Origin of the sequence: Achromobacter sp. HZ34 (assembly GCF_002209485.1) — a bacterium.
GTDB lineage: Bacteria > Pseudomonadota > Gammaproteobacteria > Burkholderiales > Burkholderiaceae_B > Bordetella_C.
The window spans coordinates 750,457-773,002 of the sequence record NZ_NJIX01000003.1; the positions used below are offsets into that span (position 1 = coordinate 750,457).

22 protein-coding genes are annotated in these 22,546 nt (G+C 64.3%); 6 read left to right on the plus strand and 16 right to left on the minus strand.

The features are described 5' to 3' along the window. Nucleotides 1–6: 6 nt before the first annotated feature. The 6 genes from CEY05_RS15460 to CEY05_RS15485 form a co-directional block, all read right to left on the minus strand. On the minus strand, nucleotides 7–873 hold the full coding sequence (locus CEY05_RS15460; RefSeq protein WP_233161533.1) for an ABC transporter ATP-binding protein: 867 nt from the start codon (nucleotides 871–873) through the stop codon (nucleotides 7–9). Nucleotides 874–956: 83 nt separating this feature from the next. Next, the gene (locus tag CEY05_RS15465; RefSeq protein WP_088599168.1) at nucleotides 957–2,306 is read right to left on the minus strand and encodes an ABC transporter substrate-binding protein; all 1,350 of its coding nucleotides are present in this window, start codon (nucleotides 2,304–2,306) and stop codon (nucleotides 957–959) included. Between the two features lie 79 nt (nucleotides 2,307–2,385). Further along, nucleotides 2,386–3,450, minus strand: coding sequence for a branched-chain amino acid ABC transporter permease (locus CEY05_RS15470; RefSeq protein WP_088599169.1), 1,065 nt, complete (start codon nucleotides 3,448–3,450; stop codon nucleotides 2,386–2,388). Nucleotides 3,451–3,473: 23 nt separating this feature from the next. Next, nucleotides 3,474–4,403: a branched-chain amino acid ABC transporter permease gene (locus CEY05_RS15475; protein ID WP_088599170.1), complete on the minus strand. Its 930-nt coding sequence runs from the start codon at nucleotides 4,401–4,403 to the stop codon at nucleotides 3,474–3,476. A 16-nt stretch (nucleotides 4,404–4,419) separates the two neighbouring features. Next, nucleotides 4,420–5,169, minus strand: a complete 750-nt coding sequence (locus CEY05_RS15480; protein WP_088599269.1) for an ABC transporter ATP-binding protein — start codon at nucleotides 5,167–5,169, stop codon at nucleotides 4,420–4,422. Between the two features lie 163 nt (nucleotides 5,170–5,332). Then, nucleotides 5,333–7,279: a long-chain fatty acid--CoA ligase gene (locus CEY05_RS15485; RefSeq protein ID WP_198952805.1), complete on the minus strand. Its 1,947-nt coding sequence runs from the start codon at nucleotides 7,277–7,279 to the stop codon at nucleotides 5,333–5,335. Nucleotides 7,280–7,493: 214 nt separating this feature from the next. Between CEY05_RS15485 and CEY05_RS15490 the strand changes: the two genes are divergently transcribed. Continuing rightward, nucleotides 7,494–8,195: a Crp/Fnr family transcriptional regulator gene (locus CEY05_RS15490; protein WP_088599172.1), complete on the plus strand. Its 702-nt coding sequence runs from the start codon at nucleotides 7,494–7,496 to the stop codon at nucleotides 8,193–8,195. 1 nt (nucleotide 8,196) lies between these two features. On the opposite strand, the gene CEY05_RS15495 is transcribed toward CEY05_RS15490, so the two are convergent. From CEY05_RS15495 to CEY05_RS15525, 8 genes are all read right to left on the minus strand, one after another. Then, nucleotides 8,197–9,144 (minus strand): hypothetical protein, encoded by a 948-nt coding sequence (locus CEY05_RS15495; RefSeq protein WP_088599173.1) that lies wholly within the window; start codon nucleotides 9,142–9,144, stop codon nucleotides 8,197–8,199. Nucleotides 9,145–9,229: 85 nt separating this feature from the next. Next, nucleotides 9,230–10,054: a hypothetical protein gene (locus CEY05_RS15500; protein ID WP_088599174.1), complete on the minus strand. Its 825-nt coding sequence runs from the start codon at nucleotides 10,052–10,054 to the stop codon at nucleotides 9,230–9,232. A gap of 279 nt (nucleotides 10,055–10,333) precedes the next feature. Continuing rightward, nucleotides 10,334–11,056, minus strand: coding sequence for an ABC transporter ATP-binding protein (locus CEY05_RS15505; protein WP_088599175.1), 723 nt, complete (start codon nucleotides 11,054–11,056; stop codon nucleotides 10,334–10,336). 17 nt (nucleotides 11,057–11,073) lie between these two features. Then, nucleotides 11,074–12,996, minus strand: a complete 1,923-nt coding sequence (locus tag CEY05_RS15510; RefSeq protein ID WP_088599176.1) for an ATP-binding cassette domain-containing protein — start codon at nucleotides 12,994–12,996, stop codon at nucleotides 11,074–11,076. A gap of 3 nt (nucleotides 12,997–12,999) precedes the next feature. Continuing rightward, on the minus strand, nucleotides 13,000–13,872 hold the full coding sequence (locus CEY05_RS15515) for a branched-chain amino acid ABC transporter permease (protein WP_088599177.1): 873 nt from the start codon (nucleotides 13,870–13,872) through the stop codon (nucleotides 13,000–13,002). A gap of 138 nt (nucleotides 13,873–14,010) precedes the next feature. Further along, nucleotides 14,011–15,243, minus strand: a complete 1,233-nt coding sequence (locus tag CEY05_RS15520) for an ABC transporter substrate-binding protein (RefSeq protein ID WP_088599178.1) — start codon at nucleotides 15,241–15,243, stop codon at nucleotides 14,011–14,013. A 449-nt stretch (nucleotides 15,244–15,692) separates the two neighbouring features. Beyond that, nucleotides 15,693–15,824 (minus strand): hypothetical protein, encoded by a 132-nt coding sequence (locus tag CEY05_RS31925; RefSeq protein ID WP_255407768.1) that lies wholly within the window; start codon nucleotides 15,822–15,824, stop codon nucleotides 15,693–15,695. Between the two features lie 113 nt (nucleotides 15,825–15,937). Further along, complete coding sequence (locus CEY05_RS15525) at nucleotides 15,938–16,573, minus strand: LysE/ArgO family amino acid transporter (protein WP_088599179.1); 636 nt, start codon at nucleotides 16,571–16,573, stop codon at nucleotides 15,938–15,940. A gap of 474 nt (nucleotides 16,574–17,047) precedes the next feature. Between CEY05_RS15525 and CEY05_RS15535 the strand changes: the two genes are divergently transcribed. Then, nucleotides 17,048–17,950, plus strand: coding sequence for a LysR family transcriptional regulator ArgP (locus tag CEY05_RS15535; RefSeq protein ID WP_088599270.1), 903 nt, complete (start codon nucleotides 17,048–17,050; stop codon nucleotides 17,948–17,950). Between the two features lie 38 nt (nucleotides 17,951–17,988). After that, nucleotides 17,989–18,507 carry a copper chaperone PCu(A)C gene (locus tag CEY05_RS15540; RefSeq protein ID WP_088599271.1) on the plus strand — a complete coding sequence of 173 codons (519 nt, stop codon included), beginning with the start codon at nucleotides 17,989–17,991 and terminating at the stop codon, nucleotides 18,505–18,507. Nucleotides 18,508–18,709: 202 nt separating this feature from the next. Here the strand turns inward: CEY05_RS15540 and CEY05_RS15545 are convergent, their stop codons facing one another. After that, the gene (locus CEY05_RS15545) at nucleotides 18,710–19,108 is read right to left on the minus strand and encodes a hypothetical protein (protein WP_143220452.1); all 399 of its coding nucleotides are present in this window, start codon (nucleotides 19,106–19,108) and stop codon (nucleotides 18,710–18,712) included. Nucleotides 19,109–19,486: 378 nt separating this feature from the next. On the opposite strand from CEY05_RS15545, the gene CEY05_RS15550 reads away from it, so the two are divergent. Next, entirely contained in the window at nucleotides 19,487–19,780 is a 294-nt protein-coding gene (locus CEY05_RS15550) for a BrnT family toxin (RefSeq protein ID WP_088599273.1), read from the plus strand. Beyond that, on the plus strand, nucleotides 19,767–20,072 hold the full coding sequence (locus CEY05_RS15555; RefSeq protein ID WP_088599274.1) for a BrnA antitoxin family protein: 306 nt from the start codon (nucleotides 19,767–19,769) through the stop codon (nucleotides 20,070–20,072). Before CEY05_RS15550 ends, CEY05_RS15555 begins: the two co-directional genes overlap by 14 nt. Before the next feature lie 66 nt (nucleotides 20,073–20,138). Here CEY05_RS15555 and CEY05_RS15560 read toward each other — a convergent pair whose 3' ends face one another. Further along, a complete protein-coding gene (locus tag CEY05_RS15560; RefSeq protein ID WP_233161534.1) occupies nucleotides 20,139–20,885 on the minus strand; it encodes a YggS family pyridoxal phosphate-dependent enzyme in 747 nt (248 codons plus the stop codon). A 328-nt stretch (nucleotides 20,886–21,213) separates the two neighbouring features. Between CEY05_RS15560 and CEY05_RS15565 the strand changes: the two genes are divergently transcribed. Further along, complete coding sequence (locus tag CEY05_RS15565; RefSeq protein WP_088599276.1) at nucleotides 21,214–22,458, plus strand: PLP-dependent aminotransferase family protein; 1,245 nt, start codon at nucleotides 21,214–21,216, stop codon at nucleotides 22,456–22,458. The last annotated feature ends 88 nt before the right edge of the window (nucleotides 22,459–22,546 follow it).

Here is a 22,546-nt window from a genome sequence, read left to right on the forward strand (position 1 = left end):
TGCGCCTCACGCCAGCCAGCGCTTGCGCCGGCGGTAGAACTTGGTGTCGCGGAAACTCTTGCGCGCACCACTGGAAATGCCCAGATAGAACTCTTTCACGTCTTCATTGGCACTCAGGGCGTCGGCCGCGCCATCCATCACCACACGGCCGTTTTCCAGGATGTAGCCGTAGTCCGCGTAGCGCAGGGCGATATTGGTGTTCTGCTCGGCCAGCAGGAAGCTGGTGCCTTCGCGCTGGTTGAGGTCGCGCACGATCTGGAAGATCTCTTCGACGATCTGCGGCGCCAGGCCCATGGACGGCTCGTCCAGCAGGATCATGGTGGGGCTGGCCATCAGGGCCCGGCCAATCGCCGTCATCTGCTGCTCGCCGCCGGAGGTGTAACCAGCCTGGCTGGTCCGGCGTTGTTTCAGGCGGGGGAAGTACTGGTACACCCGTTCCAGGGCCGCGGCGGTATCGCCACGTCCCAGTTGCCGGGTATACGCACCGGTGAGCAGGTTTTCTTCCACCGTGAGGTGAGCGAAACAATGCCGGCCTTCCATCACCTGCACCACGCCGCGCTGCACCAGCTCGGCCGGAGACAGCCGTTCCACGCGCTCGTCGCGATAGCGGATCTGCCCTTTGGTGACGTCGCCGCGTTCACCCTTGAGCAGATTCGATACCGCGCGCAAGGTGGTGGTCTTGCCGGCGCCGTTGGCGCCCAGCAGCGCCACGATCTTGCCTTCCGGCACCTGCAGGGACACGCCCTTGAGCACCAGGATGACGTGGTTGTAGATCACTTCGATGCCGTTGACGTCCAGCAGCACCGGCGGGGGCGCCGCCGCGTTGGCCGCGTCAGCCGCGCCCAAACCCGCGACATTTGGCGATGTGCTCATTGAACCGCTCCTGTAAAACAGACCAGCGCAGGGCAAGGGAAGTGCCCCTGCGCCAGCCGCCTCATCCCCGACACGCCTGCTGCCTACCCTTCGCAATTCTTCGGGGTGACGTTCTTGTCCTTGGCGTACTTGGCCGACTCTGACTTCACCAGCGGTCCCACCATATTGGGATCGGCCTGGTACCAGTCCGAAGCCACCTTGAACTGCTTGCCGTCCCACTGCACGATGCGGGCCCAGTCCGCGCCCAGGTGGTTGGCGCAGGACGTCTTGAACGGCCGCACGATGCCGCCGAAGCCCAGCTTGTCCAACTTCTCCTGTGTCAGGTCAAGGTTCTCGAAGCCCCAGCGCACCTGCTCCGGCGTCACCGACTTGCCTTTGCCGTACTTCTCCTGCGCGGTACGGATGGCCTCCACCTGCAGCATGGAAATGATCATGCCGCGCGTGTGTGCGATGGTGCCCAGCGTGGTGTTGTTGCGGTCGCTGCCCTGGCCCTTGTCGTAGACGAACTTTTTCAAGTCCGCCATGACCTTGCCCTGCTCGCCGCTGTTGTGGATGGTGATGGCGTTGTAGCCCTTGGCCACATCGCCCAGGTCCTTGACGTCACCCTCCGAACCGGCCCACCAGATCGCGTACATCTTGTCGCGCGGATAGCCGCTGGCCTGCGCCTCGCGGATGGCGGTGGGCGTCATGATGCCCGCGCTCCACAGCAGCACATAAGCAGGCCGCGCCTGGCGGATCTGCAACCAGGTCGACTTCTGCTCGACGCCGGGCGCGGTGACCGGATACAGCTGCAGTTCGAAGCCGTTGGCGGCAGCGCGCTTCTGCAGCAGCGGAATCGGCTCCTTGCCATAGGGCGAGTCGTGATAAACCAGGGCGATCTTCTTGCCCTTGAGCTTGTCCATGCCACCTTCTTTCCTGGCAATGTCCTGGATCATCACGTCGGCGGCGGTCCAGTAGGTGCCCAGCAGCGGAAAATTCCACTGGAACACCGACCCGTCCGCGGCCTGCGACAAACCGTAGCCCACGGTTTCCACCGGCACCTTGTCCAGCGGCGCCTTGTCCGTCACCGCGAACGTGATGCCCGTGGATTGGGAGTCGAAGCCGGAAGCGCCGGTCGGGCCGTGCGTCTTCAGGCGCTCGTAGCACTCCACGCCCTTGTCGGTGGCGTAGGCGGTTTCGCATTCCTCATAGGTGATCTTGACGCCGTTGACGCCGCCGTCGCGTTCATTGACCAGCTTCAGATAATCCAGCTTGCCGTCGGCCCAGGGAATCCCCAGGGGCGCGAAGGAGCCGGTGCGGTAGACCAGCAGCGGCACGAATTGCTCGTCGGCCATGGCCGGCAGGCTGGCGCTACCCAGCGCGCCGCCCAGGGCAAGCGCGGCAGCCGCATGCCGAAGACTTGAATGCTTCAGATTCGAACGCTTCATCTCCACTACCTCCACGGGGTGCTCTGTGGCACCGTGATAACCCGGTCTGGCGCCGGGTAAACGCCTGCAGCCTCGATCAAAATGGTCAATATGGGAATGGCCACAACCGCAACTTCTCTTTGGCGATACTCCACAACCGCGCCAGGCCATGCGGCTCGGCGATCAGGAAGGTGACGATGAGGGCGCCGAACACCATGTGCTCGATGTGCGAAGCCGTATCCACCGCCAGCGGCAGTCCCAGCATGCCGGGAATGTTGGACAGCAGCACGGGCACCAGCACGATGAAGGCGGCGCCGAAGAAGCTGCCCAGGATGGATCCCAGGCCGCCGATGATGACCATGAACAGCAACTGGAACGAACGGGTCAGGTCGAAGGCCAGCGGCTCCCAGGACCCCAGGTGGATGAAGCCCCACAAGGCCCCGGCCACGCCGACGATGAAGGAGCTGACGGCGAAGGCGGTCAGCTTGGCGTACATCGGCCGGATGCCGATCACCGAGGCCGCCACATCCATGTCGCGGATGGCCATCCATTCGCGTCCCACCGCGCCGCGCACCAGGTTCTTCACCAGCAGCGTGAACACGCAAACCAGTGCCAGCACGAACAGGTATTTCTCCATGGCGCTCTGCACCGGCAGGCCGAACACCGTCAGCAGCGGCACGGATACATTGCCCGACGACGAATAGTTGGTGAAGTACGGAATGCGCAGGAAGGCCCAGTCGACGAAGAACTGCGCGGCCAGCGTGGCCACCGCCAGGTACAGGCCCCGGATGCGCAAGCTGGGAATGCCGAACACCACGCCCACCACCGTGGCGCACAAGCCGCCCAGGACGATCTGCAACAGCAGCGGCATGGCGGGAATGCGTACACCGAAATTCCACGCGGCATAGGCGCCCACCGCCATGAAGGCGCCCGTGCCCAGCGAGATCTGGCCGCAATAGCCCACCAGTACGTTCAGGCCCACGGCCGCCAGCGACAGGATCAGGAAGGGAATCAGGATGGCGCGCAGCAGATAGTCGCTGGCCAGCAGCGGCACGCCGATGAAGGCGAAGGCCAGCAGCAGCACCACGAAGATGCGGTCCTGGCGTATCGGGAAGATCTGCTGGTCGGCCAGGTAGGTGGTCTTGAACTGGCCGTTCTCTCGGTACAGCATGCGATGTCTCCTGTGTCCGAACTCTAGACGCGATCGATGATTTTTTCGCCGAACAGGCCTTGCGGCCGGAACAACAGGAAGACCAGCGCCAGCACGTAAGCGAACCAGATCTCGATGCCGCCACCGACCAGCGAACCCAGATACACCTCGGACAGTTTCTCGCCTACGCCGATGATCAGGCCGCCCAGGATGGCACCGGGCACCGACGTCAAGCCGCCCAGGATCACCACCGGCAAGGCGCGCAAGGCGGCGGTGGACAGCGTGAACTGCACGCCGAACTTGGAGCCCCAGATCACACCCGCCACCAGCGCCACCAGGCCTGCCACGCTCCACACCACCACCCAGATGCGGTTCAAGGGAATGCCGATGGACTGCGCGGCCTGGTGGTCATCGGCCACCGCGCGCAGCGCGCGGCCGGTGGACGTGTACTGGAAGAACAGCGCCAGCGCGGCCACCAGCAGCGCCGCCACCACCGCCGCGGTGAGATCCTCCAGGTTGATCAGCAGGCCGCCCTCGAACACCGAATCCAGGATGATGGCCGGAGCCTTGGGCATGCCGACGTTGATCGAATAGACCGAACTGCCGAAGGAGATCTGGCCCAGGCCATCGAGGAAATAGCTGATACCCAGCGTGGCCATCAGCAGCGTGGTGGCCTCCTGGTTGACCAGATGGCGCAACACGAATTTTTCCACCACCACCGCCAGCGCGAACATCACGGCTGCCGCGGCGATGAATGCCAGCACATTGGCCAGCAAGGCATTGTTGAAACCCAGCCAGCGCGGGATCCATTCGGAAAAGCGCGCCATCGCCAGCGCGGCCACCAGCACCATGGCGCCCTGGGCGAAATTGAAGACGCCGGAAGCCTTGAAGATCAGCACGAAGCCCAGGCCGATCAAGGCGTAGAGCATGCCGCTCATCAAGCCGCCGAACAACGTTTCGAGAAAGAATCCCATGTCGTGCTCCCCGCGCTCAGTGCGCCACGCCAAGGTAGGCGCGGATGACGTCGGGATTGGCACGCACCGCATCGGGCTCGCCGTCGCCGATCTTCTTGCCGTAGTCCAGCACCACCACCCGGTCAGAGATATCCATCACCACGCCCATATCGTGTTCGATCAGGACGATGGTCGTCCCGAACTCGTCGTTGACGTCGAGGATGTAGCGGCTCATGTCCTGCTTTTCCTCGATGTTCATGCCTGCCATGGGCTCGTCCAGCAACAGCAGGCGCGGCTCCATGGCCAGCGCGCGGCCCAGGTCGACGCGCTTTTGCAGGCCGTAGGGCAGACGTCCGACCGGCACCTTGCGGTAGGCCTGGATCTCCAGGAAATCGATGATGTTCTCGACGAATTCGCGTTGGCGGCTTTCCTCGCGCGCGGCGGGGCCGATGCGCAGGGCCTGCGCCAGCAGGCCACATTTCATGCACAGGTTGCGGCCGGTCATGATGTTGTCCAGCACGCTCATGCCCTTGAACAGCGCCAGGTTCTGGAAGGTACGCGCGATACCCATCTCGGCCGCGCGGCGCGGTGACATGCGTGTGTAGTGCTGGCCGGCGAACACGATGGCACCTTGCTGCGGCGTATACACACCGTTGATGACGTTGAGCATGGAGCTCTTGCCGGCGCCGTTGGGGCCGATGATGGCGCGGATCTCGTGCTCGCGCACATTGAAGGAAATATCCGTCAGTGCCTTCACGCCGCCGAAAGCGAGCGAAATATTCTGCATGTCCAGGATGACCTCGCCGCTGCGCCGCGCACGCGCGTTGGGGCCGGCGTCAGGGCGGGTCACGATCCGATCAACGGGAGCGGGCGCGGCGGCGGCGGGAGTGCCGGCAGCGGAGGAAGCAACGTCGCCAGGATTGGCGGCCATCAAGGCGGCTGTCGTCATATCAGGCCGCCTCCCCGGCCAAGGCGGGGAAGACCCGCGCGTCGCGCAGTTTCAGGTCCGCGGCGATGCGGCCGCTGCGGCCGTCCTCGAACTTCACCTCGGTTTCGATGTACTGCGTGGCCTGCCCCGCGAACAATGCGTCCACCAGCACGGCATACTTCTGCGCGATGAAGGCACGCCGCACTTTGCGCGTGCGGGTCAGTTCGTCGTCGTCCGGGTCCAGTTCCTTGTGCAGGATCAGGAAACGCCGCACCTGCGACGCCGCCAGCCGCGGATCGCGCGCCAGCTCGGCATTGGCCTGTTCGACGCAGCCCAGGATCAGTTCATTGACTTCATCCTTGCCCGCCAGGTCCGTATAGCCCGCATAGGGCAGCCCGCGCCGCTCGGCCCAGTTGCCGACCGCTTCCAGATCGATGTTGATGAACGCGCACACCTGGTCGCGGCCGGCACCGAAGGCCACCACTTCCTTGATGTGGGGAAAGAACTTCAACTTGTTCTCGATGTACTTGGGCGCGAACAGGCTGCCGTCGGCCAGCTTGCCGACGTCCTTGGCGCGATCGATGATCTTCAACTGGCCGTCCTGGTCCAGATAGCCGGCATCGCCGGTGTGGAACCAGCCGTCCTCGCCGCGCGCTTCCAGCGTGGCGGCGGAATTCTGGTAGTACTCCTTGAACAGGCCCGGGCTGCGCACCAGGATCTCGCCGTTGTCGGCCACCTTGATCTCCACGCCGGCCACCGGTGGGCCCACGGTATCGGCGCGAACCATACCGTCAGGCTGCACGCAGACGAACACCGACGTTTCGGTGGAGCCGTACAGCTGCTTCAGGTTGATGCCCAGCGAGCGGTAGAAGGTGAAGAGGTCCGGCCCGATGGCCTCCCCCGCGGTGTAGGCCACGCGCACCCGGCTCATGCCCAGCGCATTGCGCAGCGGGCCGTAGATCAGCACGTCACCCAGGGCATAGCGCACCCGGTCGAACGGGCCGACAGGTTCGCCGTCCAGGATGCGAACGCCCACCTTGCGCGCCAGGTTCATGCAGGCCTTGAACAAACGGCGCTTCAGGTAGCCCGCATCCTCCATGCGTATCAGCACGCGCGTCAGCAGGTCTTCCAGGATGCGCGGCGGCGCGAAGTAATAGGTGGGGCCGATATCGCGCATGTCGATGGCCACGGTGGACGGCGATTCCGGATGATTGACCGTGAAGCCGGTGACCAGCAGCTGCGTATAGGAGAACATGTTCTGCCCTATCCACGCCGGCGGCAGGTAGGCCAGCACGTCCTCGCGGTCGGTCAGTTTTTCCATGTCCTGCACCGCGCGCGCCCGATCGATCAGCGCCAGGTGGGTCAGCACCACGCCCTTGGGCTTGCCGGTGGTGCCGGACGTGTAGAACATCGCCGCGGTGTCCTGCGGGCGCACTGCCGCCGCGGCCTGGTCGAAGAAGGAGGCATCACGCGCCGCGTGTGCGTCGCCGGCGGCCAGCAGCTCGTCGAAGGACATCAGCAAGGGATCGGCGTAATGGCGCAGCCCGCGCGGATCGTCGTACACGACGCGGCGCAGGGCGGGACAGACCTCGCGCAGCTCCAGCATCTTGTCGACCTGCTCCTGGTCCTCGGCGATGACCACGCCGACGGCGGCATCCTGCAGCACGTAGGCCATTTCCTGGGCGACGGCGTCCTGGTACATCGGTACCGGAATCGCGCCCAGCGCCTGGGCCGCCATCATGGAGATATAGAGACGCGGACGGTTTTCACCCACCACCGCCACATGCTGTCCGGGCAGCACCCCTTGCGCCGCCAGGCCATGCGCGCTGCGCCGCACCAATGCGGCCACCTGCGCCCACGTCAGGGCCTGCCAGATACCCAGGTGCTTTTCCCGGATCGCGGGACGGTCGCCGCGCGTACGCGCATGCGCCAGCAGCAAGGCGGGAAAGGTGTCCGCCGCCGCCGGCATCGGCGAGGATGCAGACAGGTCTTGCGCCACGTTGTCTCCTGTGCGGGTCTGGACGCAGCCCTGGCCTGATGTGACGATCGGTGGATCGTGACACCCCCCGGCGTGGCGTCCAGCCCTTGTCGTTGTAGGTATCGGGCTGCGCTTAAGGTATAAGGTTAAAAATCCACCAACTGTCACCGCTACGACATTTCATAGCCTTTTAGGGTATATCCCGATGCAGCATGCCGATTCATTGCAACTGGCCGCCGCCTGGCTACGCGTGCTGACCGCGCCGGAGCAGGCGCGCGTCCTGAAGGACGTCACCATCCAGCATGTGAACGCGGGCACCATCATCGAACGCAAAGGCCAGCCAGGCCAGGCCTGGATAGGCGTGCTGGCCGGACTGGTGAAGGTGTCGGTGGGGAATGCGGATGGCAAGCTGGCGTCGCTGACCGGCGTGCCGGCGGGCGGATGGATAGGCGAAGGTACCCTGCTGAAGCATGAGATCCGCAAATACGATGTGGTGGCGTTGCGGGATTCGGTGGTGGCGCGGCTGCCGGCCGCCACATTTGAATTTCTGCTGGATACCAGCATTCCATTCAACCGCTACCTGCTGCAGCAGCTCAACGAACGGGTGGCGCAATTCATCGGCAAGGCGGAAAACGATCGCCTGCTGGACACCGATGCGCGCGTCGCGCGTTGTTTGGCGGAGCTGTTCAATCCCCTGCTCTATCCCGGCATGGGGATGAAGCTGGCGATCACCCAGGAAGAGGTGGGCTACCTGGCCCGGGTGTCGCGCCAGCGCGCCAACCAGGCGCTGGGAGCGCTGGAGGCGGCCGGCATGTTGCGCGTGGAATACGGCGGCGTGCGGGTGCTGGACCTGGAAGGCCTGAAGCACTACGGGGAAGACCCCTTGGCGGGCAAGGGGCTTCCTTGAATCAGCCTCGGCTCCACCTGCCTGCATCGAGAGCGCCGAGGGCGTTGCCGTGCAGCGTGTACATCGATCCGCCCGCGTGCACGGTCACCCGGGGTCGCGAGACGTAGTAGCCGGGCACGGTCAATTTCTCCTTCGAGCCGCTCCTGGCGACGACCAGGTCATTGCCGACCTGGCTGATCGAGACATTGGCCGGATTGGCGCCGGCGCTGAAATGGAAATCCATGTTCTTGGTGAAATTCGTCACCTGCGTGTCGCCCCCATTCGAATGCACCTTGAGCAAATACGACAGGCCGCTGGCGTCGATTGTGTTGGAGCCGCTACCCAGCGTGATCGGCCCCGTCGCGCCGGTCAGGCGGATCTGGTTGTTGCCATTACCAATCTGCAAATCCGAGAATTCCCCCGTGAACTGATTGTTGCCGTCGCCAAGACGCGTGTAATTGCTTTGGCCCGACACGATATTGTTGCCGTTACCCAAGGTCAGGAAATCAGCCCTGCCCGTGTAGCGATTATTGCCATTTCCCAAAATCACCCTGGCCAGAATGTCCTTCGAGTCGATGGTGTTATTGCCATCGCCAGCCTTCAACTTGGCGAAAACAATATCCTTCAAGCTGATCTGATTGTCACCACCGCCCAGGGTGATTGTTGGGCGAGGACCGGTAACCTCGATTTGGTGTTTCTTATCGCTCGTATCCGTGAAAACTTCGCGCTGTCCTTTCAGTTCGATGGGTGCCGGCGGCGTTTCCGCGGAGCGGCGCGCACGCACGGTGGTGTCCGCGTGGCGGGCATATGCATGCACCTGCGGCGTCGTGCCCAGTACGGGCAGTTCCGTGCCATTGGCTAGCGCTCCCAGCCCTTCATGCGCAATGCCATCGTGCCGCTTAGCATCGGCCAGGACCGGCACGTTGGTGGAAGGAAAGGCTTGGACTTGGGATTGAGAGATTTGGGTCATGATGAACTCCAGTAATCGATCCAGGCGAAATGTTTATGAGAAAGGAGAATTCGTGAGGAACGCCGCCCGCGGCAGCGTTCCGAACTCAGCGATTGCGACGGGAAGCGGGATCGATGCGATCCAGCCCCAGGTCCTGGAGGAAGGAATAGCGACGGCCGCCGTTGTCGATGATGAAGTCATCGGTAGGCGCCCCCTTGCCATAGACGCCAACCAGCGTCAGCTTCTCGCGCAGTCCGGGCCCGGTGACGACCAGGTCTTCACCGCTGCGCCGGAACGAGGGCTTGGCAGGGATATCGGCGTCGCCCAGGAACACATCCATGCCACCCAGATCGCCCTTAAGTTGCGTGACACCGCCGCCCAGCTTCAGGCCCACGTCCTTGCCATTCCTGATGTCGATCGCGTTGCTCCCGGCCCCTACGCTGATGCTGGTGACCGGCGCGCCGTCGACGTTCAGCGTGTTGTTGCCATCGCCCACGTTCAGCGCAGTGAATTTTCCGCTGAAGGTGTTATTGCCGTCGCCCAACCTGATGAACGCGCCGCGGTCGTCGCTGGTCACCTGGTTGTTGCCATTGCCGGCGACAAGGCGCGTATTGCCGAAAGCGGACCGAGGATTGCTGCTTTTCAACTCGACTTCGTTATCGCCGTCCTTCAGGCGAACGACGTTGCGCGTACCGGTCACGACCAGGCGCTCGGACACATCGGCTTGCTGACGGTGGACGGTTCCTATGCCGCCGACCTGCTTCGCTTGCGCCGACGAGGCAAGCGACGCTGGCGCGCCCAGGGCCTCGGGGACGGTGTTGCCACTGCCTGCGCCCAGGCCGGCAAGCCTGTCCACGGCCGCGCCCGGTGCCGGGGGCTGCGCGACAGGGCTGGCGTTTGAAAAAGATGCGACGTTCGAAATAGTGCTCATGACTGATCTCCAAATGCTCATGCTCGTTCGCTTGAGCGACAGGTCCGGACTACTGCGTTCGCGCAATCGCTGCGAGCGATTCTGCGCTTACGAAAGCCAGGACAGACAATTTGAAGAATCAGTCGTCGGAAAAGATTTTTTGTTCCGCACCCGTGCCAGCTTGGGAAAAGTCCACACGCGTAAGCGGCCGATTCACACAAGTCCGTGCGAATCGCCCGGACAGGAAGAATCGGCCAGCTGGTGAGACCCGCTTAGTGCGACCCGCTTAGTGCGACCCGTTCAGTGCGACCCGCCCAGGTAGGCCGCGACAACGGCGGGATCGTGGCGCAGCTTGTCAGGCGTGCCATGAACGGAAATGCGGCCGTTCTCCAGCACGTAGCCGTAGTCCGCCACGTTCAGCGCCGCCGCGGCAAACTGTTCCACCAGCAGCATGGTCACGCCCTGCTCCTTAAGCCTGCCGATGATGCGGAACACCTCTTCCACCAGGATGGGCGCCAGGCCCATGGACGGCTCATCCAGCAGCACCAGGTCGGGGTTCAGCATGACGGCGCGCGCCATGGCCAGCATCTGCTGCTCACCGCCGGACAGCGTGCCGGCCAGCTGGGCGCGCCTTTCCTTCAAGCGCGGGAACAGATCCATGGCCCGGTCCAGGTCGCCGTCGACGTCACCGCGCGGACGCTTGCCGGTCAGGCGCGGATAGGCACCCAGCCGCAGGTTGTCGGCCACCGACAAGGTCGGGAATACGCGCCGGCCCTCCGGCGAATGCGCCAGGCCCAGGCGGGCGATGCGATGCGAATCCAGGCCGTCGATACGCTGCGCGCCCAGCGTGATCTCGCCGGCGGTGGGCTTGATCATGCCCGACAGCGCGCGCATGGTGGTGGTCTTGCCGGCGCCGTTGGAGCCGATCAGCGTCACCACCTTGGCCTTGGGCACATCCATGCTGATGCCGTGCAGGACCTTGACCTTGCCATAGCCCGCTTCGAGGTTCTTGATGGATAACATGTCCGCTTCCGTTTTCATCAAGCGGCCGAGCCGCCCAGGTAGGCCTCGACCACCTTGGGATTGGCCTGCACCTCGGCGGGCAACCCCTCGGCGATCTTCTGTCCGAAATCCAGCACCGACACGGTGTCGCACACGCCCATCACCACATCCATATGGTGTTCGATCAGGATCAGGGTGATGCCATGGTCGCGCACCTTGCGGATGATCACCAGCAGCTCGGCGATGTCAGGCGCGGTCAGGCCCGCCGCGGGTTCATCGAGCAGCAGCAGCTGCGGATCCAGCGCCAGGGCACGGGCGATTTCCAGCAGGCGTTGCTTGCCGTAAGGCAGGTTGCGCGCTTCCTCGGCCGCCAGGTTGTCCAGGCCGACGAACTCCAGCAAGGCCAGGGCGCGGGCTCGCGCCTCGTTCTCTTCACGCTTCCAGCGCGGCGTGCGCAAGGCGATATTGGTCAGGCCGGTGCGGAAGGTGTGGTGCAGGCCCACCAGCACGTTTTCCAGCGCGGTCATCTCGCCGAACAGCGCCACGTTCTGGAACGTGCGCGCCACGCCGGCCGATGCGATCTGCGCCGGCACCAGGCCCACCAGCGAGCGTCCGCCGAATTCGACCGCGCCGGCGGTGGGCACGTAGATGCCGCTCAGCACGTTCATCATGGTGCTCTTGCCCGACCCATTGGGCCCGATCAGCCCGTGGATGGACCCGCGCCTGACCACCAGGTCGACCTGGTTCAAGGCCCGCAGCCCGCCGAACTGCATCAGGATGCCCTTGGCCGTCAGCAGCTCCTGCCCATGATCGGCACGCGTCTGCGGCACGGCATCCGTCTCCTGGACCAGGTCCTTCTTCACCGCCAGCGCGGCGCGTTGCGTGTTGAAGAACAGGTTGCGCACGAAGCCGACAATACCGTCCGGCAGGTAGTACACGACGAACAGTATCATCAGGCCGAAGATGGTCAGGCGCCAGTCCGTCAAGGCTTCCATCCAGTACGCGAACACCGTCAGCGCCACCGTGCCGACCACCGGCACCGCCATGCGCCGCGGCGTGGTGCGCCCCTTGGCGACCGCCACCGCGCCCCCTATCAGCACCAGCAGCGCCAGGCCCAGGGCGATCAGGCGGAAGGTTTCGATGTCGTCCAGCATCTTCGGCAGCAGCACCACGATGGCCGCGCCCAGCAGCGCGCCGACACGGGTCTTGCGCCCACCCATGATGATGGCCAGCAGGAACAGTATCGTCAGCTCGAAGTTATAGGTGTTGGGCGAGATGTACTGCTCGGAGTAGGAATAGAGCCCGCCCGCCAGGCCGGCGAAACCGGCGCTGATGACGAAGGCCACGACCTTGTAGCGGTACACCGACACGCCCATGCAATCCGCCGCGATGGGGCTGTCGCGCAGGGCTTCGAAGGTGCGGCCGATATGCGACTTCAGGATGCGGTGCACGACGATCAGCGCCAGCACCAGCAAGGCGCCGACCAGCCAGAAGTACTCGCGCTTGTCGAGCATGTGGCCACCGATGACGGGCTTGTTCAGCTTGATGCCCATCGGGCCTTCGGTCAGGAAGCTCATCTCGTTGATGAGGATCTGGATGATGGTGCCGAAAGCCAGCGTGACCATGGCCAGGTAGGGGCCGATCACGCGCAAGGCCGGCAGGGCCAGGATGGCGCCGAACACGGCGGCGATGGCGATGGCCGCCGGCAGCGTGAGCCAGATGGGCCAGCCCAGATGGAAGAACAGCACGCCCACGACATAGGAGCCGATGCCGAACAGGCCGGCGTGGCCCAGCGACACCTGGCCGGTATAGCCCACCACGATGTCCAGCCCGAACAGCAGGATGGCGTAGATCATGATGGTTTCGACGAGATGCAGGTAATACGGGTTGCCCACGGCCAGCGGCATGCCGACCAGGAAGGCGATGCCCAGGATGGAGGCGATCAAGGTAAGGGGTTTCATGGCTCAGACCTTCTTGATCGCGGTCTTGCCGAACAGGCCGGCGGGTTTGAAGGCAAGCACCAGCAGCAACAGCACCAGGCCTGGCACGTCCTTGTAGCCGGTCGACAGATAGAAACCGGTGGTGGTCTCGGCGATACCCAGGATCAGGCCGCCGACCACCACGCCGGTGCCGCTGGACAGCCCGCCGATGATGGCGACGGCGAAGGCCTTCAGGCCCAGCACCGCGCCCATGGTGGCGCCCGTCAGCGTCAGCGGCGCGATCAGCACGCCGGCGAAGGCCGCGGTCAGCGACGACAGCGCATAGGAGAAGGTGATGACCAGGCCTGTGTTGATGCCCATCAAGCCCGCCGCATCGCGGTCATTGGACGTGGCGACGAAGGCCTTGCCGTGGATGGATTTGCGGTTGAACAGCTCCACCAGCAGCATCATGGCCAGCGCGCCGAACACCACCAGCAATTCCATGGGCAGGACGTTGGCGCCGGCCAGCTTGATGGGCGCCACCGGCAGCGGCGAGGGAAAAGGCAGGTCGTCGCGGCCCCAGACGTTTTCCGCGACGTTGCGAAAGATGATGCCCAAGGCGATGGTGGCCATGATCCAGCCGAATTCCGAGCGGGTCTTGATGGCCGGACGGACGGCGATGCGCTCTACCACCGCACCCTGGATGAAACCGAACACGCAGACGATGGGGATCATCAACCAGTAGTTGACGCCCAGGCCCACCAGGGTCAGGCCCACCAGCGCGCCCAGCATCAGGGCTTCACCCTGGCCGAAGTTCAGCGTGCCGGACGTGGCGAAGGTCAGTTGGTAGCCGAAGGCGATGACCGCGTAGATCATGCCCAGGGCGATCCCGCTGTAGATGAGTTGCAAGAGAATCATCGGATTTTCCGCGAAGAAGCTCACCCCCCGCCCTGCTGGGCGGGGGTGTGTTTACTGCTCAGGCTTGTCGCCGGGATCCAGGTCCCGACCTGTCGGACGGCCTTGGTGCGAGGCAGGCCTTGCCGCTTGCCATGCCGCTTACTTCGACGCGTCCGCTGATGCCTTGGTGTCTTTCTTGCGCGGCTGCGCGGTGGCCTTCATGTCGTCGGGATAGGCGTACACCACGCGGCCGTCCTTGACCTCGCCGAACACCACCAGGTTGGCGGTGATGGCATCGTGGTCATCGTGCGTGAACGGATGGTCGTAGGTCATCACCACGCCTTCCACCGGCGTCTTCAGGTCTTCCAGCGCGGCGCGCACCTTGGGACCTTCGGTGGAATTGGCCTGAGTGATGGCCGCGGCCAGCAGGTAGATGGAGTCATAGCCCTGCGCCGCCGACACAGGCGAATCGATGCGGTTGTTCTTGGGCTTGAACTTGGCCAGGTAGGCGTCGATGAAGGCCTTGCGCTTGGGCGTGTTGGGTTCCTGGATGAAGGTCTGCGGCATGCGCGCGCCAGAACCATTGGGGCCCGCATTGTCGATGTAGTTGGCCATGGACAAGGTCCAGCTGCCGACGATGGGCACCTTCCAGCCCAGCTTGGCCATGCCGTTGGCGATCTGCGCCAGTTCCGGACCGATGCCGTAGGTCAGTACGGCTTGCGCGCCCGCTTCCTTGGATTTCAGCAGCTGGGCCGTCATGTCGACGTCCTTGATGTTGAATTTTTCCGTGGCGACGGCCTTCACGCCCTTGGCGGCCAGGGCTTTTTCCAGATCTTCGCGGCCCAGCTGGCCGTAGTTGGTGGAGTCGGCCAGGATGGCGACCTTCTTGTAGCCGCTGCGCACCACGGCTTCCTCGACGATCATCGGCGCCTGGATGCTGTCATGGGCGGCGTTACGGAAGACGTAGTTGTCGGGGTTTTCCGGGGCCTTGAACTGGTGCGTGATGATGCTGCCGGTGGCCACGTTGTTGAAGACCGGAATCTTGGCGTCCTGGAAGAAGCGCTGGGACGCCAGCGCCACGCCCGTGTTGATGTAGCCGACGACGGCGGTGACCTGTTCCTTGTTGATCAGCTCCTGCGCGATCTGCACGCCGCGTTCGTTCTTGGCTTCGTCGTCGCGTTCGACCAGGACCAATTGGCGTCCCAGCACGCCGCCCTTCTTGTTGATTTCCTCGGCCGCCAGGCGCACGCCGTCGCGCATGCTCACGCCCATCGAGGAAGACCCGCCCGTATAAGGTCCGCTGACACCGATCTTGATGGGATCGGCGGCGTAGGCGCCGCCCGCGCATGCGAGGGACAAGGCGCCGACAAGCAGCTTGATGCGATGATTCATTATTGTCTCCGTTATGTTTTTTACTGCGTGGGACCGCGTGGTTCTTGAGACTTGTCCTGCCTGACTGAATCGCTGTTTGAATCGCTGACTGACTTGATCGCTAAGTGGATCGCTGACTGATTTGATGACGACTGACTCGATCGCCGGCTCAATCCATTGCTGACTGAATCTGTCTTTGGCTGCAGCCGTGCGGCGCGGGCGCGCACCGCCCCGGCGCGTTGGCAACGAGGCCACGCGCGCCGGTGAGGCTTATTTCCTTTTCTTGTCTCCCTGCTGGCTTTCTTCTGATCGGCCGCCTGCATGCCCATCGTTCCCGGCGGGCGGGAACCATGGTCGGCGGCCATGCTGTAAATGATAGTGACAGTGCGGCACGGGCTCAATGCCGTACGCACTAGGGATTGCCCGCGTCGCCGCAAGCTTCGCGTAAGTTGCGATGCAGCGGGGGCGATTCAGGCGCGAAATCGTGCGTGCATGCCGTTGTTGCAGGCCTGCGGCGGCGCGCCGATGGCACGGCCCTGGTACTTCAACGCGATCTGCGCGCCGCCAGGTGTGCAGACGCCTGGCGTCAGCCAACCGGGCATGGGGCAAGGATGACGCGCGGGCCGAAGAGCCACAGCCCGCATGGCAGGTTGGGGAAACGTAGGCCTCCCCACCGTTTTCACTCAGCCGGCGCAGGCCGCGGGCCAGCCTGATCTCATGCCACCCGCAGCAGCAGGCGGACGGCCATGCCGGCCATGACCACGGCGATGCCGCCGTCCAGCACGCGCCAGGTGCGGGCATCGCGCAGCAAGGGCGCGGCCAGGCGGGCACCGCCGCCCAGGATCAACAGCCACAGGACGCTGGCGCACACCGCGCCGCCGGCAAAGGCCAGGCTGGCCGAGCCGAAGTTATGCGCCAACGCGCCAACCAGGGCCATGTCCAGCCAGAAATGCGGATTGAGCAACGTGAAGGCCAAGGCGCCCAGCACCGCGCCGCGTCGGGTATGCGCCACGCGCGCGGCCGGCGCCAGGCCATCGCTCGCGCGCATCGCGCGGCGGGCCGACCGCCAGGCGTAGAACGTCAGGAAAGCCGCGCCGCCCCAACCCAGCACCGTCATCAACCATGGCGCCTGCTGATCGAGGGCGCGCAAGCCCAGGGCGCTGGCGAAGATGACGACAGCGTCGGCCAGGCCGCAGACCAGCAACACGCTGGGCAGATGTGCGCGCATCAGGCCCTGGCGCAGGATGAAGGCGCTTTGCGCGCCCACGGCGGCGAACAGGCCGAGGCCGGTGAGCAGACCGGCAAGCCAGGCCTGGATATCGAGAAAAGAAGAGGAGGCAAGCGTAAACATGGCCGAGATTCTGCCGACTTCATCAACATTAGTTAAGCTAATTTTTATTAGGTATATTAAGAATTTCTAATGTCGTGAGTTTGCGTGCCTCGGCGCGCCCGCACCGGCTCGCCGCAGCCTCGGCCGTCCTGATTGAGATCACGCGGCTGCTGGACGGTGAAACGGAGCGGGTCGGGTCGGGTCGTGTGTCGCGTCGCGTCGCGTCGCGTCGCGTCGGGCCGGGCCGGGCCGGGTCGGCTCGGCTCGGCTCGGCTCGGGTCGGGTCGGGTCGGGCCGGGTCGGGTCGGGCCGGGTCGGGTCGGGCCGGGTCGGGTCGGGCCGGGTCGGGTCGGGCCGGGTCGGGTCGGGCCGGGTCGGGTCGGGTCGGGTCGGGCCGGTTCCGTGACCGCCGCCAAACCATCGCGGAACCGGGCAAGCGTTGGTGCGACTCATCTGTCATCCTGCCTCCCTTAAATTTCTAAATGGCCATATACAGTGAACCTTGACTACGCCCATGTACGCGCACTGGCCGCGGTCATCCGCGAGGGAAGTTTCGATCGCGCCGCCCAGGCACTGAACGTCACACCATCGGCCATCTCGCAGCGGATCCGCTCGCTGGAAGACCGCACCGGCCGCCTGCTGGTGCAGCGGACCGTCCCCGCCGTGCCCACCGCCGACGGCCAGGTCATCGTGCAATACGCCGAGCAGACGGCCTTGCTGGAACACGACGCGCTGGCCCGGCTGGGCATGCTGGCCGACGATATGCCGCAAGCCACGCTGCCGGTAGCGGTGAATCACGACAGCCTGGAAACCTGGTTCATGGATGCGGCCATCGACTTTTCCAACGGCACCCAGGCCACGCTGGATCTACGGGCGGAAGACCAGGACCACACCGCCACCTTGCTGCGCAACGGCACCGTGCTGGGTGCCGTCACCACGCTGTCCGAGCCCGTGCAAGGCTGCCGCCTGCACGCGCTGGGCAGCATGCGCTACGTCGCGTCCTGCAGCCCGGCATTCCATGAGCGCCATTTCGCCACTGGCGTCAACGCGCAGACCTTGGGACAGGCGCCGGTGCTGGTGTACAACCGCAAGGACGCGATGCAGGCGCGTTTCGCGCGCAAGATCATGGGCAAGACGGCCTGGCAGCCGCCCATCTGGTGGCTGCCTTCGGCGCGCGCCTTCGTGCAGGCATCGTTGGCGGGGCTGGGCTGGACCATGAATCCGCTGGCCTTGATTCAGAAGGAGCTGGACGCCGGTACCCTGGTGCCGCTACGCGCGCGCGCCTTTGACGATGCGCCGCTGTATTGGCAGCACTGGCGAGTAAACTCCGACACCATGTCGGCGCTTACCGATGCCGTGCTGGCCGCTTCCCGCAGCCTGGCGCGACGGCGGCCCTGATTGTTTTCTGCGCTGCCTCTTTATCTGGAGATTTACGCATGACTATCCGCAAATATGCCGTTGCCGCCATGCTGGCGCTGGCTGCCCAAGGCGTGGCGCACGCCCATGATTTCAAGGCTGGCGCCATCGAGGTCGACGATCTCTGGATGCGCGCCACTGCGCCGGGACAGAGCGTTGGCGGCGGCTATATGGAAATCGAGAACAAGGGCAAGGAAGCGGACCGGCTGATGTCGGTCAAGTCACTGGTGGCCGACAGCGTGGAAGTGCATGAGACTCGCACGGAAAACGGCGTTTCCAGCATGCGGCCCACCGGACCGGTGGCGGTGGGGCCAGGCGCCGAGGTGAAGTTCGCGCCGGGCGGGTATCACTTGATGTTCCTGAAGCTGAAGCAGCCGTTGAAGCAGGACGAGGAAGTACCGGCCACCCTGGTGTTCGAGCACGCCGGCGCGGTCGACGTGAAGTTCAAGGTCAAGCCGATCGGCTACAAGCCCGGCGGCACCATGAGCCACGACATGAGCGGCATGTCGGGCATGGACCATTCCCAGATGAAGCATTGATAGGGCATATCGAAGCTTCGCGCGAAGCAACGGCTGGCTCTGCCCCAGATTGCCTTAAGCCTGACCGTCGTTCGCATTCCGTTTCGGCGCGGCCCACCCGGCGGCGGGCCAGGGGCGCTAGCCCAAAGAAGGGGGCGTGGGGGGGGTTACCCCCCACATAAAAATCCCTTCATCACCAACAAATGCCCCAGGCATTCGCCCCTCACGCGTCATCGCTGACGATCCAGTTCATCAGCGACGGATAACGCTCCAGCGCAGGCTGGCACTCCCGCATCAGCAGCGCAATCAAAATCTTATCCCGCTCGATTCTTTCTTCCAGGGTGGACACATCGCAGGGCCCGGCCCAGATATCCCAGTCGTAGTGCGTGACAGCGTCGAACATGGCATTGAGCTGCGCCACGCTCAAACCTTGGCGATGCAGCGCCAGCCCCTGCTGGAACAACGCACGGTCGCGTCGATATCGCTTGCGCAGCGAACGCAGTGTCGTTTCGGTCTCGCGATCCAATCCCGTGACGGGCAACGGCGGCAGCGGTGCGGCGAAGCTGAATAGCGCCAACATGCGCGCCCGCAAGAAAGAAGCGAAGGTATCGAGGGAAGTCATGATGGCCACCAGAGAAAGGACAGGTGCGCCGCGCAGCGCGGCTCCGTAGTCTTAGCGCGCTCAAGGCTAGAGCCAGACAGCCCTCGCGCACATCAGCACGCGCCGACAAACAACGTCGGATTTTTCGTACACCTGACCTGCTCAATGGTTCCAGTCACGCCTGTCCAACGCGGCCCGTTCCCGTAACGTCCAGACGATGAGCCCCCCATCTATCTGCGCACTGCCCCCACAGCCACTATCAGGCGATTGATTCTTTCCATTCATACGCGTGCTGACGCCTGGTCGTGAAACGCCACCCACCCACGAGCCCATCGCTATGGCCCGTTTCTTCAACATAAGTGACAACAATTTTGTATATACAAAATTGTGTTTTATAGTATGGAAAGAATTTTTGAATGGGACAGCCGGAAGGGTGCGGCCAACCTGCATAAGCACGGAATTCGATTCGAGGAAGCCGTACTTGTTTTCGATGATCCGTTCGCTATTTCTGCCCAAGACCGTACGGAAAATGGTGAACAACGATGGCAAACGATCGGCATGGCAGGTCGTTGTGTCCTGGTGATATTGGTCGCCCACACCGTCCGCTTTGAAGAAGACGGCGTCGAGGTCATTCGCGTCATCAGCGCTCGGCCTGCTGATCGCAAGGAGCGCAAACGTTATGAGCAAGGTTAGATACAAGCAAAGTGGGTTGCCGGCATTGACCGCCGCTCGTGAAACAGAGCTACGAAAGCTATCGAAGGAAGCCGGCGAGAAGGTCGATTACAGCGACATTCCACCGCTAGATGAATCGTTCTGGGCCAAAGCCGTACCCAATCCGTTTTACAAACCGACCAAGACGCACGCGTCCGTTCGCATCGATTCCGATGTGCTTGCGTGGCTCAAGAGTCAAGGCCGCGGTTATCAAACACGCATGAACGCGATCTTGCGTGAGGCAATGCTGCGAGCGCTTCATCACAAGGCGTGACACGTCAGGCCGGCCGATAACTGTCGGCCGGCATCTACCGCGCCGTATCACTGCATGCCGGGCTGCTCAGGGCGCTGGATAATCGCGGGCGCCGAACAGGGCGCTGCCGATGCGGACTTCGGTGGAGCCTTCTTCAATCGCGAGTTCGAAATCGCCGCTCATGCCCATGGAAAGCCGGTCCAGGCCGCCCTGGTCGCCCTCGGCCCGCCAGGAGGCCGCCACCAGGCCGGCGGCGCGCGCCGCATCGCGCAGATCCCGCAGACGGCGGAAGCAGGCGCGTACGGCCTGCTCGTCGTCGCTATTCACCGCCAGCGTCATCAGCCCCCGTACCCGCAGGCTGGGATAGTCCGCCGCCAGCGTGCGCAGGAAATCCGGTAAGGCGGCGCCGTCCAGACCGAATTTCGAAGGCTCGTCTGAAGTCTTCACCTGGACCAGCACGTCCAGCACCCGCCCCTCGGAACGCAGCCGGCGGTCCAAGGCCTGCGCCAGGTCCAGCCGGTCCAGCGACTGCACCTCGGCGGCCAGGGCGGCGGCGTCCTTGGCCTTGTTGGTCTGCAGATGACCGATCACCACCCACTCCACCGCGGCATCCGCCAGGGACGCGGCCTTCTCCCGTACCTCCTGCATGCGGCTTTCGCCGAACCGGCGCAATCCGCAGGCAGCAGCCGCGCGGATGAGCTCGGCACCGAAGGTCTTGCTGACCGGCAACAGGGCCACCTCGGCGGGGTCCCGCCCTGCGCGCAGACATGCGGTATCGATGCGCGCCTGGATGGCGGCGAGGCGGGCGGTGAAAGTGTTGGCGGAATCAGACACGGCAGATGAAGGATACGGGATGAACGATACGGGACGGACGGATGACCGGATGAATGAACGGCCGGATGAACCAACCGCAGAATAGCGGATGATTCGCGCGAATCACCCCCAAAACAGGGCCAAATCAGGCCTGCCACAGCGGCGTAACAAAACTACATTTTCAGTTCCCTTCTAGTTTAGAATCCTCGATGCCCGGTAAGCCAGATTTACCGCGGCGGTCGTGGGACCGGCCAACCGGCCACACGCGCGCCGCAGTGCCCGCGCCGGGATGTCGTACGCAGTCCGGCCCGCCGCCAAGGCGGATCATCGTCCTATCCCAGCGACCATCATGCCGTCCTCTTCCGTGCCCGAATACGCTTTCGCGGCACCCTTCACGTTTCCGCCCGCCTCCCCCATCCGCCGCCTGGTGCCTTACGCCAACCGCCCCGGCACCATCTCGATGGCAGGGGGCTACCCCGCCCAGGAACTGTTCGACGTGGCCGGCCTGAACGCCGCCTCCGCCAACGTGGGTGCCCGGCTGGTCGATTGCCTGCAGTACTCCAACATCGAAGGCCAGGCCAGCCTGCGCCACGCATTGGCGCGTCTGTCGGCGCAACGTGGCATCCAGTGCGATCCGGACACCGAGCTGGCCGTGACCGGGGGGGCGCAGCAGGCGCTGGCGCTGCTGGCACGCGTGATGTTGCAGCCGGGCGATGTCGCCTTCGTCGAAAGCCCCGGTTTTCCGAATTCGGCGCAGACCATGCGCCACACCGGCGCCACGGTGATCACGGTGCCGTCCGGCCCGGAAGGTGTGGACATCGAAGCGCTGGCGAGCATGGCGGAAATCCATAAGCCCAAGCTGGTCAGCGTGGTTGCCACGTTTTCCAATCCCTGCGGTGCCACGCTCACGCGCGAGAAGCGCTTGCGCCTGCTGGAACTGGCCGTCGAGCACGGCTTCCTGCTGGTGGAGGACGACCCTTACGGCGAGCTGCGTTTCTCCGGCGAGGCAGTGCCGCCCATCCTGGCCCTGGCCACGGGCGAGGCGCGTAAATGGGCGGTGTATATCTCCAGCATGTCCAAGACCATGGCGCCCGGCTTGCGCATCGGCTGGATGATCGCCCCGGCTGAAGTGCGGCGCCGCTGCACGGGCGCGAAGGCAGCCGACGACATGGCGTGTTCGGCCTGGATCCAGGAAATCGTCGCGCAGTACCTGGCCGATGGCCACTATGAGCGTCACGTCCCGCGCATCCGCGCTGCCTATGGATCGCGCTGTGCCGCCCTGGGCGATGCCTTGCGTACGCACATGGGCGATGAGATCACGTTCCTGCAGCCGCAAGGCGGCATGTTCTGCTGGGGCCGCCTGACCGGCACCATCGACAGCACCCGCCTGCTGCCTTATGCCATCGAACACGAGATCGTCTACGTTCCCGGCAATGCGTTCTATGGCGACCCGACGCAGGCCGACGAACAAGCGATGCGCCTGTCCTTCGCCACGATGAACGAAGCGCAGATCACCGAAGGCATCATCCGCCTGCACCGCGCCCTGCGCGCCTGCGAAGCCAACGAACCCGTCTCCATCGCATTGGCCGCGTGATGGTCGGAAGTACGCGTACCGGGGGAAGCGCGGGCCGCCTGGCGCATGCAGGCGCGACGGCCGTCGCCGCCGTCACGACCGCACCGCG

Coding starts and splice junctions, on each gene's coding strand:
- CEY05_RS31925 (WP_255407768.1), bottom strand. CDS start 15,824: ATGCCCGGTTGGCTGACGCCAGGCGTCTGCACACCTGGCGGCGCGCAG.
- CEY05_RS15485 (WP_198952805.1), bottom strand. CDS start 7,279: ATGCCGGCGGCGGCGGACACCTTTCCCGCCTTGCTGCTGGCGCATGCG.
- CEY05_RS15520 (WP_088599178.1), bottom strand. CDS start 15,243: ATGAATCATCGCATCAAGCTGCTTGTCGGCGCCTTGTCCCTCGCATGC.
- CEY05_RS15565 (WP_088599276.1), top strand. CDS start 21,214: ATGCCGTCCTCTTCCGTGCCCGAATACGCTTTCGCGGCACCCTTCACG.
- CEY05_RS15510 (WP_088599176.1), bottom strand. CDS start 12,996: ATGAAACCCCTTACCTTGATCGCCTCCATCCTGGGCATCGCCTTCCTG.
- CEY05_RS15470 (WP_088599169.1), bottom strand. CDS start 3,450: ATGCTGTACCGAGAGAACGGCCAGTTCAAGACCACCTACCTGGCCGAC.
- CEY05_RS15480 (WP_088599269.1), bottom strand. CDS start 5,169: ATGCAGAATATTTCGCTCGCTTTCGGCGGCGTGAAGGCACTGACGGAT.
- CEY05_RS15460 (WP_233161533.1), bottom strand. CDS start 873: ATGAGCACATCGCCAAATGTCGCGGGTTTGGGCGCGGCTGACGCGGCC.
- CEY05_RS15515 (WP_088599177.1), bottom strand. CDS start 13,872: ATGATTCTCTTGCAACTCATCTACAGCGGGATCGCCCTGGGCATGATC.
- CEY05_RS15500 (WP_088599174.1), bottom strand. CDS start 10,054: ATGAGCACTATTTCGAACGTCGCATCTTTTTCAAACGCCAGCCCTGTC.
- CEY05_RS15550 (WP_088599273.1), top strand. CDS start 19,487: ATGGAAAGAATTTTTGAATGGGACAGCCGGAAGGGTGCGGCCAACCTG.
- CEY05_RS15475 (WP_088599170.1), bottom strand. CDS start 4,403: ATGGGATTCTTTCTCGAAACGTTGTTCGGCGGCTTGATGAGCGGCATG.
- CEY05_RS15495 (WP_088599173.1), bottom strand. CDS start 9,144: ATGACCCAAATCTCTCAATCCCAAGTCCAAGCCTTTCCTTCCACCAAC.
- CEY05_RS15525 (WP_088599179.1), bottom strand. CDS start 16,573: ATGTTTACGCTTGCCTCCTCTTCTTTTCTCGATATCCAGGCCTGGCTT.
- CEY05_RS15505 (WP_088599175.1), bottom strand. CDS start 11,056: ATGTTATCCATCAAGAACCTCGAAGCGGGCTATGGCAAGGTCAAGGTC.
- CEY05_RS15540 (WP_088599271.1), top strand. CDS start 17,989: ATGACTATCCGCAAATATGCCGTTGCCGCCATGCTGGCGCTGGCTGCC.
- CEY05_RS15555 (WP_088599274.1), top strand. CDS start 19,767: ATGAGCAAGGTTAGATACAAGCAAAGTGGGTTGCCGGCATTGACCGCC.
- CEY05_RS15490 (WP_088599172.1), top strand. CDS start 7,494: ATGCAGCATGCCGATTCATTGCAACTGGCCGCCGCCTGGCTACGCGTG.
- CEY05_RS15545 (WP_143220452.1), bottom strand. CDS start 19,108: ATGACTTCCCTCGATACCTTCGCTTCTTTCTTGCGGGCGCGCATGTTG.